Origin of the sequence: Novosphingobium capsulatum NBRC 12533 (genome assembly GCF_001598375.1) — a bacterium.
GTDB lineage: Bacteria > Pseudomonadota > Alphaproteobacteria > Sphingomonadales > Sphingomonadaceae > Novosphingobium > Novosphingobium capsulatum.
This window is the reverse complement of sequence record NZ_BCYV01000011.1, coordinates 125,108-138,100: the sequence shown is the minus strand read 5'-3', so window position 1 is coordinate 138,100 and position 12,993 is coordinate 125,108. Positions and strand designations below refer to the sequence as shown.

General features: G+C 67.0%; 11 protein-coding genes and 2 tRNA genes. 10 read left to right on the top strand and 3 right to left on the bottom strand.

The window, feature by feature from the left end:
* Window positions 1–59: 59 nt before the first annotated feature.
* The gene (locus SCA01S_RS10850; protein WP_062785435.1) at window positions 60–359 is read left to right on the top strand and encodes an FAD assembly factor SdhE; all 300 of its coding nucleotides are present in this window, start codon (window positions 60–62) and stop codon (window positions 357–359) included.
* Window positions 360–528: 169 nt separating this feature from the next.
* Complete coding sequence (gene mfd, locus SCA01S_RS10845) at window positions 529–4,032, top strand: transcription-repair coupling factor (RefSeq protein WP_062785433.1); 3,504 nt, start codon at window positions 529–531, stop codon at window positions 4,030–4,032.
* Window positions 4,033–4,169: 137 nt separating this feature from the next.
* Here mfd and SCA01S_RS22840 read toward each other — a convergent pair whose 3' ends face one another.
* Window positions 4,170–4,418 (bottom strand): hypothetical protein, encoded by a 249-nt coding sequence (locus tag SCA01S_RS22840; RefSeq protein WP_245652527.1) that lies wholly within the window; start codon window positions 4,416–4,418, stop codon window positions 4,170–4,172.
* Between SCA01S_RS22840 and SCA01S_RS10840 the strand changes: the two genes are divergently transcribed.
* Window positions 4,356–4,880, top strand: a complete 525-nt coding sequence (locus SCA01S_RS10840; RefSeq protein WP_231627546.1) for an outer membrane protein — start codon at window positions 4,356–4,358, stop codon at window positions 4,878–4,880. The genes SCA01S_RS22840 and SCA01S_RS10840 overlap by 63 nt on opposite strands.
* A 20-nt stretch (window positions 4,881–4,900) precedes the next feature.
* On the opposite strand, the gene SCA01S_RS10835 is transcribed toward SCA01S_RS10840, so the two are convergent.
* Window positions 4,901–6,250 carry a bifunctional diguanylate cyclase/phosphodiesterase gene (locus SCA01S_RS10835; protein WP_084390933.1) on the bottom strand — a complete coding sequence of 450 codons (1,350 nt, stop codon included), beginning with the start codon at window positions 6,248–6,250 and terminating at the stop codon, window positions 4,901–4,903.
* 170 nt (window positions 6,251–6,420) lie between these two features.
* Between SCA01S_RS10835 and SCA01S_RS10830 the strand changes: the two genes are divergently transcribed.
* From SCA01S_RS10830 to SCA01S_RS10815, 4 genes are all read left to right on the top strand, one after another.
* The gene (locus tag SCA01S_RS10830) at window positions 6,421–7,224 is read left to right on the top strand and encodes an NAD kinase (RefSeq protein WP_043609077.1); all 804 of its coding nucleotides are present in this window, start codon (window positions 6,421–6,423) and stop codon (window positions 7,222–7,224) included.
* 99 nt (window positions 7,225–7,323) lie between these two features.
* Window positions 7,324–7,398: transfer RNA gene (locus tag SCA01S_RS10825), tRNA-Asn, on the top strand.
* 54 nt (window positions 7,399–7,452) lie between these two features.
* Window positions 7,453–7,527, top strand: a tRNA-Asn gene (locus SCA01S_RS10820).
* A gap of 85 nt (window positions 7,528–7,612) precedes the next feature.
* Window positions 7,613–8,014: a hypothetical protein gene (locus SCA01S_RS10815; protein ID WP_062785431.1), complete on the top strand. Its 402-nt coding sequence runs from the start codon at window positions 7,613–7,615 to the stop codon at window positions 8,012–8,014.
* 6 nt (window positions 8,015–8,020) lie between these two features.
* Here the strand turns inward: SCA01S_RS10815 and SCA01S_RS10810 are convergent, their stop codons facing one another.
* Window positions 8,021–9,394: a formimidoylglutamate deiminase gene (locus tag SCA01S_RS10810; protein WP_062785429.1), complete on the bottom strand. Its 1,374-nt coding sequence runs from the start codon at window positions 9,392–9,394 to the stop codon at window positions 8,021–8,023.
* Between the two features lie 63 nt (window positions 9,395–9,457).
* Between SCA01S_RS10810 and hutI the strand changes: the two genes are divergently transcribed.
* From hutI to hutG, 3 genes are read left to right on the top strand one after another with little or no spacing between them, the layout of a single operon-like run.
* Window positions 9,458–10,672, top strand: coding sequence for an imidazolonepropionase (hutI, locus tag SCA01S_RS10805; RefSeq protein ID WP_062785646.1), 1,215 nt, complete (start codon window positions 9,458–9,460; stop codon window positions 10,670–10,672).
* Window positions 10,669–12,198 carry a histidine ammonia-lyase gene (gene hutH / locus SCA01S_RS10800; protein WP_062785427.1) on the top strand — a complete coding sequence of 510 codons (1,530 nt, stop codon included), beginning with the start codon at window positions 10,669–10,671 and terminating at the stop codon, window positions 12,196–12,198. The genes hutI and hutH overlap by 4 nt, the downstream gene beginning before the upstream one ends.
* Entirely contained in the window at window positions 12,198–12,992 is a 795-nt protein-coding gene (hutG, locus tag SCA01S_RS10795; RefSeq protein WP_062785425.1) for an N-formylglutamate deformylase, read from the top strand. The genes hutH and hutG overlap by 1 nt, the downstream gene beginning before the upstream one ends.
* Window position 12,993: the final 1 nt, after the last annotated feature.

Genomic DNA, 12,993 nt, shown 5'->3' with positions numbered 1-12,993 from the left:
CTCCATAATCACCATCGGGCCGTTGCGCCATGGGGCAAGCTGGCTTACCCGCAGCCGTCATGACCGAAACGACCGCGACTCCCGACTCCCCGCAGCTGGACGACGCGCGCCTGCGCCGCATGAAATTCCGTGCCTGGCACCGCGGCACGCGCGAGGCCGATTACATGATCGGCTGCTTCTTCGACCGTTTCCACAGCCAGTGGGGCGAAGCCGAGGCCGTGTGGTTCGAAACCCTGATGGACGAGGAAGACGTCGATATCCTGGGCTGGGCGCTGGGCACGCTGTCGGTGCCGGAGGAATATGCCGGGCCGTTGATGGACCGCATGCGCCAGCTGGACTACGTGGAGATTCCGCGCTGAGGGGTTGCGTTTCCCGCCCTTCGACAAGCTCAGGGCGAACGGAACGTTATTGCAATGCTTCGTGTTTTGTCCGTTCGGGCTGAGCTTGTCCCCGCCCCGCATACCAACCTCCGTTCGCCCTGAGCCTGTCGAAGGGCGCGCACGCAACGCACGCTTTAAAGAACCGCCCATGCCAGACCTGACCCGCATTCTTTCCGCCCGCAGCCCGCTGACGCTTGCCAGCGTGGCGCGCGGTGCCCAGCCGCTGGTCATGGCCGACCTCGCCCGCGCCGCGGCAGCCGCGAAAGCGCAGGGCCGCTGCGTGTTCATCACGCCTGACGATGCCGCCCTACGCGCGGTGGTGGAAAGCGCCGCGTTCTTTGCCCCCGAACTCGATGTGATCGATTTCCCGGCCTGGGATTGCCTGCCGTTCGATCGCGCATCTCCCGCCCTGTCGATCAGCGCGCGGCGGCTGGCGGCGCTGCAAAAGCTGCAGCACAAGCGCGACGGCCGGCCGCAACTGCTGGTCACCACGATCAACGCGGTGCTCCAGCGCACGCTTTCCCCGTTCCGCATCCGCGAATCCACCCGCCTGCTCACGCCGGGCGTGGAAATCGGCCGCGAAAGCCTGATCGCCCTGCTGCAACGCCAGGGCTATTCGCGCACCGACACCGTGGTCGATGCCGGCGAATACGCCGTGCGCGGCTCGATCTTCGATATCTATCCCACCGGGCTCGATCACGGGCTGCGCCTCGACTTCTTCGGCGACGAGCTGGAAACGTTGCGCCTGTTCGACCCCAGCACGCAGCGTTCGGTGCAGCCGGTGGAAACCCATCTGCTGCTGCCCGCCAGCGAGGCGCTGCTCGATGAAACCTCGATCAAGCGGTTCCGCAGCCGCTATCGCGAAATCTTTGGCGCCAATGCCACCAGCGATGCGCTGTACCAGGCCGTCAGCGAAGGGCGGCGCCTGGCCGGCATGGAGCATTGGCTGCCGCTGTTCGAAGAGCGCATGGTCACGCTGTTCGATCACCTTGGCGAAGGCGATCTCGTCGTGCTCGATGCTGGCGCGGCCAAGGCCGCCGAAAGCCGGCTGGACGACATTGCCGATTACTATGCCGCCCGGACAGAGGCAGCGGCGCGTCAATCGGGCACCTATCGCCCGTTGAAGCCCGACGCGCTCTATCTGACGCGCGAGGAACTCGATCGCGCGCTGGCCGGCTGGCCAGTGCACCGCGCCACCATCTTTGCCGAGCCGGAAAGCGCCAGCGTCATCGACTTCGGCTTTGCCAGCGCGCGCGATTTTACCCCCGATCGCGCGCAGGGCGTCAATATCTATGAAGCGGCGGCCAAGCATCTCGCCGCACTAGGCACGCGCGGGCGCAAGCCGATCGTCGCGGCCTATACCACCGGCTCGCGCGCGCGGCTGGCCTCGCTGCTGGCCGAAGCGGGTAAGCAGGCCCCGGCCCTGGCCGACACCTGGCAGGAAGCGCTGGGCCTGGCTGCCAGCGGCCGCCCGGTGGCCGTGGTCCTGCCGCTGGAACAGGGCTTTGCCAACGATACCCTGGAACTGCTGACCGAGCAGGACATCCTGGGCGACCGCCTGGTGCGCCGCAAAAAGAAGCGCAAGGACGCCGACGCCTTCCTGGCAGAGCTTTCCGCGCTGATCCCGGGTGACCTTGTCGTCCACATGGATCACGGCATCGGCCGGTATGAAGGGCTGGAAGCGATCACCGTGGGCAAGAGCCCACACGATTGCGTGCAGCTGACTTATGCCGGCGGCGACAAGCTCTATATCCCGGTCGAAAACCTCGACGTGCTGTCGCGCTATGGCGCCGAAAGCGAGAACGTCGCGCTCGACAAGCTGGGCGGCGAAGGCTGGCAGCGGCGCAAGGCGCGGATGCGCGAGCGCATCCTGGAAATGGCCGGGCAGCTCATGGCGACGGCCGCACTGCGCGCGCTGCGCCAGGCCGATGTCCTGGCGGTCGATCCCGCCAGCTATGGCCCGTTCGTCGATCGCTTCCCTTGGGAGGAAACCGAAGACCAGGACCGCGCCATCGACGACGTGCTGGGCGACATGGCCGAAGGCAAGCCGATGGACCGCCTGGTCTGCGGCGACGTGGGCTTTGGCAAGACCGAGGTGGCACTGCGCGCCGCGTTCGTGGCCGCCATGGCCGGGCACCAGGTGGCGGTAATCGCGCCAACCACCCTGCTCGCGCGCCAGCACTATGCCAATTTCGTCGAACGCTTTTCCGGCTTTCCCATCCAGATCGGGCGCCTCTCGCGCCTGGTGCCGGCCAAGGAAGCGGCCGAAACCCGCGCTGGGCTCACTGCCGGCACGGTCGATATCGTCGTGGGCACCCACGCGCTTTTGTCCAAGTCGGTGGAATTCAAGCGCCTTGGCCTGGTCATCGTCGACGAGGAACAGCGCTTTGGCGTGACGCACAAGGAAAAGCTCAAGGAGCTCAAGACCGACGTCCACGTCCTCACGCTCACTGCCACACCGATCCCGCGCACCTTGCAGATGGCCATGTCAGGCCTGCGCGAGCTGTCCACCATCCAGACCCCGCCGGTCGATCGCCTGGCGGTGCGCACTTATGTCATGCCGTGGGACGACGTGACCATGCGCGAAGCCTTGATGCGCGAACACCAGCGCGGCGGGCAGAGCTTCATCGTCGTGCCGCGCATTGCCGACATGGCCGAAGTGGAAGACTGGCTGCGCCTCAACGTGCCGGAAATCCGCTTTGTCACCGCGCATGGGCAGATGAGCCCGACCGAGGTGGAAGACCGCATGAGCGCTTTCTACGAAAAGAAGTACGAAGTGCTGCTCTCGACCACGATCATCGAAAGCGGCATCGACATTCCCAGCGCCAATACCATCGTGCTGCACCGTGCCGATCGCTTTGGCCTGGCGCAGCTCTATCAGCTGCGCGGCCGCGTCGGCCGCGGCAAGCTGCGCGCCTATGCCTATCTCACCTATCCCGAAGACCAGGCCCTGTCGGAAGTGGCAGAAAAGCGCCTGAAAGTGCTGGGCGATCTGGATTCGCTGGGCGCCGGGTTCCAGCTGGCCAGCCACGATCTCGATCTGCGCGGCGCCGGCAACCTGCTGGGTGACGAACAATCTGGCCATATCAAGGAAGTGGGTTTCGAGCTTTACCAGTCGATGCTGGAAGACGCGATCCTGGCGGCCAAGGCCGGCGATATCGGCATGGCGCGCGAACGCGACGCGCTCAGCCCGCAGATCACGCTCGATGCGCCGATCATGATCCCGGAAGAATACGTGCCCGATCTCGCCGTGCGCATGGCGCTTTACCGCCGCATGAACGACGCCGAAGGCGCCGATGCAGTGGAAGCGCTGGCCGCCGAGATGATCGACCGCTTTGGCCCGCTGCCGCAGCCCACGCAGAACCTGCTGCAGCTGATCGAGGTGAAGCGCCAGGCGATCGAGGCGCGCATCGCCAAGATCGACGTGGGGCCAAAGGGCGTGCTCGTCTCGTTCCACAACGACGATTTCCCCGATCCCATGGGCCTGATCGCCTATGTCGAGCGGCTCAAGGGCACGGCCAAGCTGCGGCCTGACAACAAGCTGGTGATCCAGCGCGCCTGGGGCGATGCGCAAGGGCGGTTGAACGGCCTGGTGCAACTGACCAAGGGGCTTTCCACCATCGCGCGGCGGGCGGCCAAGAAAGCCGCCTGACCGCGTCGACGACCGCGTTGATGACCGCGTCCGCTGCCAAGACCGCAGCGGCGCGAGAAAAATGCAGATTTTCCAACCACCGAGCCAGCAAACCCGGCAGCAATCGTGTTCATGCGGCTTTTATGCCACACATAGTGTTACAAATCCCTGCATATCATGACCATGCGTTGACCATCCTGCCAGACAAAAACTATCGGCACGGGGCGATCACATCCCGGTGATGTTGTCAGCACCAAAAAATCACATTGCAGGACGATACCACAATGAAGAAGATCTTTGCCCTTGGCGCCGCCACGGCTGCTTTTGCTTGCGCCGCTCCCGCGATGGCTCAGGAAGTTGCCAATCACAGCGGCTTCACCGTTGGCGTTGTTGGTGGTTACGATCACGTGACCCTGGCCGTTCAGGGCGACAAGGGCAGCAAGGACGGCTTCGTCTATGGCGTCGTCGCCGGCTATGACTATGCCATGGGCCAGGGCAGCGTGGGCGTTGAACTGGAAGCCGATGGTTCGACCGTCAAGGAAAGCGATGGCACCGTGGCGCTGAAGGCCGGCCGTGACCTCTATGCCGGCGTGCGTGCGGCCTATGCCGTCAACCCGCAGGTTTCGGTCTATGCCAAGGGCGGCTACACCAACGCCCGCCTGCACCTTGACTATGGCAACACCGGCTATGGCTTCAACAACGGCGGTTTCCGTCTGGGCGGCGGCGTGGAAGTGGCCGTGAGCCAGCCGATCGTGGCCCGCGTTGAATATCGCTATTCCGACTATGGCCACACCTACATCGAAGGCCAGAACACCGGCATTTCGGTGCGTCGTCATCAGGTCGTTGCCGCGCTCGTCACGCGCTTCTGATCGGTTGTGCCGGGGCGCTGTTACGGCGCCCCGGACGCCAGGCGCGCCATGGCCGCGCCATCCAGCGGCCCGGCCCGCAGGAAGCCCTGGAACAGGTCGACACCCTCCTGCGCCAGCACGGCCAGTTGCGCATCGTTTTCCACTCCTTCGGCCACGACGCTGAGTGACAGCGCCCGGGCCATGGCCACCATCGCGGCCAGGATCGCGCGATCGCGCCCGTCGTGCGCCACATCGCGCACCAACGAGCGATCGAGCTTGAGCGTATCGAGCGGCAGCGCCTTGAGCGTGCGGAAGTTGGAAAAGCCGGTGCCGAAATCATCGAGCGCCACCGCCACGCCGCGTGCCGCCAGCGTGCGCAGCGCCGCCGCACAGGCATCGAAATCGGCAATCAGGGTCTGCTCGGTAATCTCGATCGTCAGCCGTTCGGGAGCAAAGCCGGCATCGTCCGCCCGTGCCAGCAGGGCCGGCGCAAAATCAGGCAAGGCAAAATCCTCAGCCGTCACGTTGAGCGACAGGCGCAGCGGCGCGGGCCAGTCATGCGCGCCGGCCAAGGCGGCCCCGGCAATGGCATGTGACAGGGGCGCCATCTGGTCGGCGCGCTCGGCCACGGCAAACAGCGTTTCCGCGCCGATCCGGCCCAGGCCAGGATGCTCCCACCGCGCCAGCGCCTCGGCACCCGCCAGCATGCCATCGCCCACGCGAAACTGCGGCTGATAGAGCACGGCGATCTCTTGCCGATGCAGCGCGCCGATCAGGTCTGCCTCAAGCCGGGCGACACTGCGCCCGCGCGCGCGGTGGCGGCCATCGGCCCAGGCCAGGCGCCGCGCCCCGCCCACCATGAGTTGCGCCAGGGCCTGGTCCAGCCGATCGAGCAGCGCGCTGCCACCTTCCAGCGCCTGGCCGCGCAGCAACGCGATGCGCGGCAGCAGTCGCACGGCATCTCCGCCCAGCGCCAGCGGCCGGGCAATGCTGCGTCCCAGCCCCTGGGCCAGAACCTGCCAGCGTTCGCGGCTGAGGCGGCTGGCCGAAGCGACGAGAAATTCCCCGCCCGAAACCCGCGCCACCAGCGGCGGCCCATCGCCGCCCTCGCCCGGCGCCAGTTCCTCGGCGGCGAAATGGGCAATGCGCCGCGCCACTTCGGCCAGCACGCGATCGCCGCCGCCATGGCCGAATGCCAGGTTCACCGCCTGGAACCGGTTGAGGCCGATCAGCATGGCCTGCACGGTTCCCTGCGCGCCTGCCCAATCGAGCCAGTCGCGCGCCTGCGCGGCCGTAGCCAGCCCGGTCAAGCCGTCCTGCGTCAAGCCCTCCTGCCCAGGGGCGATGGCAGGGAGAACAGGCGGCAAATCGGGGCTGGCAGGCATGGTCATCTTCCCCTCGCCCTAGCAGAGCCGCGCGCCGGCTGTCTGCCCCCGGGCACACCTGGGACATTTTCGCGTTGCGCCATTATGGGGCGCCCCATATCACGCCCGCAGCTTTGCGGCGCCACGGCGGCGAAAGCGACATGCGCCGCGATTCCTGCGGCCGGGAACGGGTGACAATGGCTGCGATCGGTTCGGCAAACAGTGCCACATATGAAAAGCTCGCGCTGCTGGCGTCTCCCACCGATCGTGCCCAGGCAGAAGCAGCCGTGCTCAAGAAAAGCCGCGATTGGGTGCCGTTCGCCGAGGCAGAGGCGGTCGTCGTGCTGGGCGGCGATGGCTACATGCTGCAGGTGCTGCACTACATGCTCGATTTCGATCGCGTGCTGCCCGCCTATGGCCTGAACCTGGGCACCGTTGGCTTCCTGATGAACAAGCACAAGAGCAGCCGCACGCTGGAAGAGCGCATCGCCCGCGCCCGTCCCGTGGCGATCAGCCCGCTGCGTATGGACGCGACCACCGCCAGCGGCGAAACGCAAAGCTGCTATGCCATCAACGAAGTGTCGCTGCTGCGCGAAACCCGCCAGACCGCCAAGCTGGAAGTGGTGGTCAACGGTAAGACCCGCATTCCCGAACTGTCGTGCGATGGCGTGCTGGTGGCAACGCCGGCCGGCTCCACCGCCTATAACCTGTCCGCCAATGGCCCGATCCTGCCGCTGGGCGCCAATATCCTGGCGCTCACCCCGATCAGCCCGTTCCGCCCCCGACGCTGGCGCGGGGCGATTTTGCCCGATACCGCCGAAATCGTGTTTCGCGTGCTCGAATCGGTCAAGCGGCCGGTGCTTGTCGTGGCCGACCAGAAAGAGGTGCGCGATATCAGTGAAGTGCGCGTAAGCGCCTGGCGCGAGCATCAGCTCACCCTGCTGTTCGATCGCGGCCGCAGCCTGGACGAACGCATCTTTGCCGAACAGTTCATGAGTTGATCGTACAGCGCGCGCTGTGGAAAAATTTGCCCGGCGGCGGGTTGCCATGCACGAAATGAGTGCTATTAGCGCGCACCTGTCCTGGGCAACCGGGACTGCTCCCTGATAGCTCAGCGGTAGAGCTCTCGACTGTTAATCGAGCGGCCGTAGGTTCGAATCCTACTCAGGGAGCCATCTTCTTCTGCTGTATGGCAGAACACCGCCTTGTCCCGGCCACGCCGGGCCTGTTCCCTGATAGCTCAGCGGTAGAGCTCTCGACTGTTAATCGAGCGGCCGTAGGTTCGAATCCTACTCAGGGAGCCACCCTTTTCAGCACTGGTTATTGCGGCCGGCCCAGGATCGCATCATGCTGCGGCGGTCATTTCCATTGCCGGACACTATCGCCGCCATGTTCCTTCGCCCCGCCGCCATCGCGTTTGCCGTGCTCGTTGCAACGCCCCTCGCCGCGCACGCCGCGCCGGCCCATCCAAGCAGCCCTGCGCAGCCGGCCTATGCGGTGTTCGCCGGCCTCGGCCCCGATGGCCGGCCGATCCGCTTTGAAGATCATGGCACGCGCTATCGGCTGCGCCTGCACGGCCATGTGCGCGAGGGCGATCTCAACACCGAACGCGGCTGGAAAAGCGATCCTGACGCCACGCTCTACGTGCTCGATTGGCAAGGCCCGGCTGCGCAGCAAACGCGCCTGGTGCGCCGCACTGGCAAGCGCGACGTGCTGTTCCTGGATAGCCACGACAACGTCGCGCGCCCGGTCATCCGCTTGGCGCGCATCGCCGCCCGGGCGCCGCGCTGAGCCGGCTTACGCGGGGAGCAGCGCCGCCATCGTGGCGCGATAGCGCGCGGCGATGGCATCACGGGCGATGTGGTGCCCGCCTTGCACCACCTGCCGGCCCCTACGCCACACGCCATCGACCAGGCTGCTGCCGCCGGCAAAGATCCAGGCGTCAATTGCACTTTCCGGCCTGTGGCCAGCCAGAGCGGGATGGGCGGAATCAAGCGTAACAAAATCGGCAGGCGAGCCCACCGCCAGGCCCGCATGTGTCTGTCCCAGCGCTTGCGCCCCGCCGGCAAGGCAGGCGCGCAGCAGCGTTTCCCCGGTCGAGGCGCCCGGCCCTTGCACCAGCACGGCCCGGCCGCGCTGGTCCAGGCGCTGGCCATATTCCAGCAGGCGCAGTTCTTCGGCCGCATCGATCCGCACGTTGGAATCGCTGCCCACACCGATCCGTCCACCAGCGGCCAGAAAGGCGCCAGCGGGAAATAGCCCATCACCCAGGTTCGCCTCGGTAATCGGGCATAGCCCCGCCACCGCGCCGCTGCGCGCCAGGGCCAGCGTTTCGGCTGGCGTCATGTGCGTGGCATGGACCAGGCACCATTGCGCATCCACACGCGTACGGTCGAGCAGCAGTTCCACCGGGCGCTGCCCGCTCCAGGCCAGGCAATCGTCCACTTCCTTTACTTGCTCGGCAATGTGGATGTGGATCGGCCCACCCTCGGCCAGCGCGCTCACCTGCGCCAACTGGTCCAGCGTGACCGCGCGCAGGCTGTGCGGCGCCACGCCCACCACCGCATCGGGCAAAGCCGCAGCATGGCCGCGCGCCGCCTCCACCAGGCGGGCAAAGCCATCAAGATCGGTGATGAACCGCGCCTGCCCGGCGCTGGGCGGCTGCCCGCCGAACCCGGAATGGCTGTAGAGCACGGGCAGCAGCGTCAGGCCGATGCCGGTTTCCTGCGCGGCAGCAACCACAGCGGCGCTCATCTGCGCCGGATCGGCAAAAGGCCGGCCGCCCGCATCGTGGTGTAGGTAATGAAATTCGCCCACGCGGGTAAAGCCGGTTTCCAGCATTTCCACCTGCGCCTGCGCGGCAATGGCCAGCAGGTCTTCGGGCGTGACCTGCCCGACAAAGCGATACATCGCCTCGCGCCAGGTCCAGAAACTGTCTGCGCCCGGCCCGGCGCGTTCAGCCAGGCCAGCCATGGCGCGCTGAAAGGCGTGGCTGTGCAGATTGGGCAGGCCCGGCATGGCCCAGCCGTGCCGCGTCTCTCCGGCGCGCGGGGCCTGATCGGCCGCGATTGCTGCGATCTGCCCGTCAGCCAAGGTCACCCGCACATCGCGCGCCCACCCTGTGCCCAGCCAGGCCGCATCGAAGAACAGGGTTTGAGAATCCGCTTGCATCGTCACGCTCCTTGGGTGATTATGTATATACATTATTGCACCCCCGGCAAGGACCATCCCTTCATGCGCTGCGACACGATCTGGACCAATGCGCACCTTGCCACGATGGCCAGGCAGGGCACCGACGTTGACGCACTGGGACGCATCGACAACGGCCTGATCGCCGCGCGTGACGGTGTAATCGTCTATGCCGGGCCGGCTGCGGCGGCGCCGGCGCTGGAGGCAGGCGCAACGGTCGATTGCCAGGGCCGCTGGATCACGCCGGGCCTGATCGATGCGCACACCCACCTGGTTTTTGCCGGCAACCGTTCCGACGAATGGGAAGCCCGGCTGGCCGGTGCCACCTACCAGGATATCGCCCGCGCTGGTGGCGGGATAATGGCCACTGTGCGCGCCACGCGCGGGGCCAGTGTCGATGATCTGGTTCGGGCCGCGCTGCCGCGCCTCGACGCGCTGCTGGCGCAAGGCGTCACCTGCGTCGAAATCAAATCGGGCTATGGCCTGACGCTCGAGGCAGAACGCGCGATGCTGCTGGCTGCGCGGCAACTGGGCCAGGTGCGGCCGGTGCGCATCGTCACCACGTTCCTGGGTGCCCACGCGCTGCCGCCCGAATGGGCCGGCAATGCCGATGGCTATATCGCGCAACTGGCCGACGATTGGCTGCCCACGCTGGCGGCAGAGGGGCTGGTCGATGCGGTCGATGCCTTTTGCGAAGGCATTGCCTTTTCGCCGGCACAGGTCGATCGTCTGTTCCGCGCGGCCCGCGCGCTCGGCCTGCCGGTGCGGCTGCACGCCGAACAGCTTTCCAACCTTGGCGGCGCGGCACTGGCCGCCAGCCACGGCGCGCTCTGCGCCGATCACCTCGAACACCTTGACGCCGATGGCATTGCCGCGATGGCCCAGGCCGGCACCGTGGCGGTGCTGCTGCCCGGCGCGTTCTATTTCATGCGCGAAACCATCAAGCCGCCGATCGCCGCGCTGCGCGCCGCCCGCGTGCCCATGGCCATCGCCACGGATTGCAACCCCGGCACGTCGCCGCTCACCGCGCTGCTGCTGGCGATGAACATGGGCGCCACGCTGTTCGGCCTGACGGTGGACGAATGCCTGGCCGGTGCCACGGTCCATGCCGCCCGCGCGCTGGGCCTGGCCGGCACGCTGGGCCAGCTTGTGCCTGGCCAGCGTGCCGACCTGGCGATCTGGAATATCGCGCGCCCGGCCGATCTTGTTCACGGGATGGGCGCTGCGCCGCTCCATGCCCGCATCTGGAGTGGAAAATGACCAAAATCGTCCTCACCCCTGGCGCGGCCACGCTGGCCGATTGGCGCGCGATCCACGGTGGCGCCGATGTCGTGCTGCATGATGATGCCTGGGGGGCGATCGCGGCCAGCGCGGCGGCCGTTGCGCGCATCCTGGCCAAGGGCGACGCCGTCTATGGGATCAACACCGGCTTTGGCAAACTGGCCAGCGTGCGCATCGCCGATGAAGACTTGGCCGCCCTGCAACGCAATATCGTGCTCAGCCATGCCGCCGGCACCGGTGCGCCCTCCCCCGTGCCTGTGGTGCGGCTGATGATGGCGCTCAAGCTCGCCAGCCTGGCGCAGGGCGCCTCGGGCGTGCAGGTGGCCACCGTGCGCTTGCTGGCAGACATGCTGGCGCGCGGCCTGGTACCGGTGGTGCCGTGCCAGGGTTCGGTGGGTGCCAGCGGCGATCTTGCCCCGCTTTCGCACATGACCGCCACGATGCTTGGCGTTGGCGAGATTTTCGTGAACGGCGTGGCTCTGCCCGCCGCGCAGGCCCTGGCCGATCATGGCCTCGCCCCCATCGCGCTGGGGCCCAAGGAAGGCCTGGCGCTGCTCAACGGCACGCAGTTTTCCACGGCCAATGCGCTGGCCGGGCTGTTTGCGGCCGAACGCCTGCTCGCCACCGGCCTTGTCACCGGCGCCCTGTCGACCGAGGCGGCGCGCGGAACGGATACCCCGTTCGATCATCGCATCCATGCCCTGCGCGGCCATGGCGGGCAGATCGAAACTGCCGCCACCTTGCGCGCGCTGATGGCCGGCAGCGCCATCCGCGCCAGCCACGCAGTGGATGATCCGCGCGTGCAGGACCCCTATTGCCTGCGCTGCCAGCCCCAAGTGATGGGCGCCGCGCTCGACGTGCTGCGCCAGGCCGCGCGCACGCTGGAAATCGAGGCCAACGGCGTCACCGACAATCCGTTGATTTTCCCCGATGCCGATGAAGCGCTGTCGGGCGGTAACTTCCATGCCGAGCCAGTGGCCTTTGCCGCCGACATGATCGCCCTGGCGCTGGCCGAAATCGGCTCGCTGTCGGAGCGGCGCCTGGCCATGCTGGTCGATCCCGCGCTGTCGGGCCTGCCTGCCTTCCTCACCCCGCTGCCGGGGCTGCATTCCGGCTTCATGATCCCGCAAGTAACGGCCGCAGCCCTGGTTTCGGAAAACAAACAGCGCGCCGCGCCGTGCAGCGTCGATTCCATTCCCACGTCGGCCAACCAGGAAGACCACGTGTCGATGGCCGCCCACGGCGCGCGGCGCCTGCTCGACATGGCGGGCAACCTCGATGCGATCCTCGGCCTCGAACTGCTCGCCGCCGTGCAGGGCATCGAATTTCACGCGCCGTTGCGGTCAAGCGACGAGCTGGAGGCGGTGCGCGCCATGTTGCGCGGCGTGGTGCCTGCTCTGGTCGAAGACCGCCATTTTGCACCCGACATTGCCGTCGCGCGTGGCATGGTCGAGCGCGGTGCCGTGCTGGCGGCGTGCCCGCTGCAACTGCCGGTGCTGGGCTGATGGACTGGCTCACCATCCAGCGCGGCGCCGCACCGCTGATCGTGGCCTTTCCCCACGGCGGCACCAATCTGGCCGGGTGCGCCTTCGGCTCGGAATGGCTGGCCCGGCGCGATACCGATTGGTGGATCGGCGAAGTCTATGACTTTGCCCGCGATCTCGACGCCACGCTGGTTGCCACGCGCATCTCGCGCAGCGTGATCGATGCTAACCGCGATCCTTCGGGTGCCTCGCTCTATCCCGGCATGGCCACCACCAGCCTGTGCCCGGAAACCACGTTCGATGGCGAACCGCTGATCCCTGCCCCGCTGGCGGAGGGCGAAATCGCCCACCGCCGCGAAACCTGGCACGCGCCCTATCACGCCGCGTTGGCGGCGGAAATGGAACGGCTTCGTTCCATTCACCCGCGCGTGGTGCTCTATGATGCGCATTCGATCCGCAGCCACGTGCCCCGCCTGTTTCCCGGGGAACTGCCGCTGTTCAACATCGGCACCAACGATGGCCGCTGTTGCGCGCCAGAGCTGGAGGCAGCCGTTGCCGCCGTCTGCGCCGCCAGCGGCGAAAGCCATGTCGTCAACGGCCGCTTCAAAGGCGGCTGGACCACGCGCCACCATGGCGATCCCGCGCGCGGCATCCACGCCGTGCAGATGGAACTGGCGATGCGGGGCTATCTGGCGGAACCGGCGGAGCCGACGGCGGAAAACTGGCCGCCCCACCCCGATCCACGGCGCCTTGCCCACCTGCAACCGATCCTGAAGCGCGTGCTCAGCGCCTGCCTTGCCTTTGCTGGAGAATGAC

Coding starts and splice junctions, on each gene's coding strand:
- hutG (WP_062785425.1), top strand. CDS start 12,198: ATGGACTGGCTCACCATCCAGCGCGGCGCCGCACCGCTGATCGTGGCC.
- hutH (WP_062785427.1), top strand. CDS start 10,669: ATGACCAAAATCGTCCTCACCCCTGGCGCGGCCACGCTGGCCGATTGG.
- hutI (WP_062785646.1), top strand. CDS start 9,458: ATGCGCTGCGACACGATCTGGACCAATGCGCACCTTGCCACGATGGCC.
- SCA01S_RS10835 (WP_084390933.1), bottom strand. CDS start 6,250: ATGACCATGCCTGCCAGCCCCGATTTGCCGCCTGTTCTCCCTGCCATC.
- SCA01S_RS10815 (WP_062785431.1), top strand. CDS start 7,613: ATGTTCCTTCGCCCCGCCGCCATCGCGTTTGCCGTGCTCGTTGCAACG.
- SCA01S_RS10840 (WP_231627546.1), top strand. CDS start 4,356: ATGGCTCAGGAAGTTGCCAATCACAGCGGCTTCACCGTTGGCGTTGTT.
- mfd (WP_062785433.1), top strand. CDS start 529: ATGCCAGACCTGACCCGCATTCTTTCCGCCCGCAGCCCGCTGACGCTT.
- SCA01S_RS10850 (WP_062785435.1), top strand. CDS start 60: ATGACCGAAACGACCGCGACTCCCGACTCCCCGCAGCTGGACGACGCG.
- SCA01S_RS10810 (WP_062785429.1), bottom strand. CDS start 9,394: ATGCAAGCGGATTCTCAAACCCTGTTCTTCGATGCGGCCTGGCTGGGC.
- SCA01S_RS10830 (WP_043609077.1), top strand. CDS start 6,421: ATGGCTGCGATCGGTTCGGCAAACAGTGCCACATATGAAAAGCTCGCG.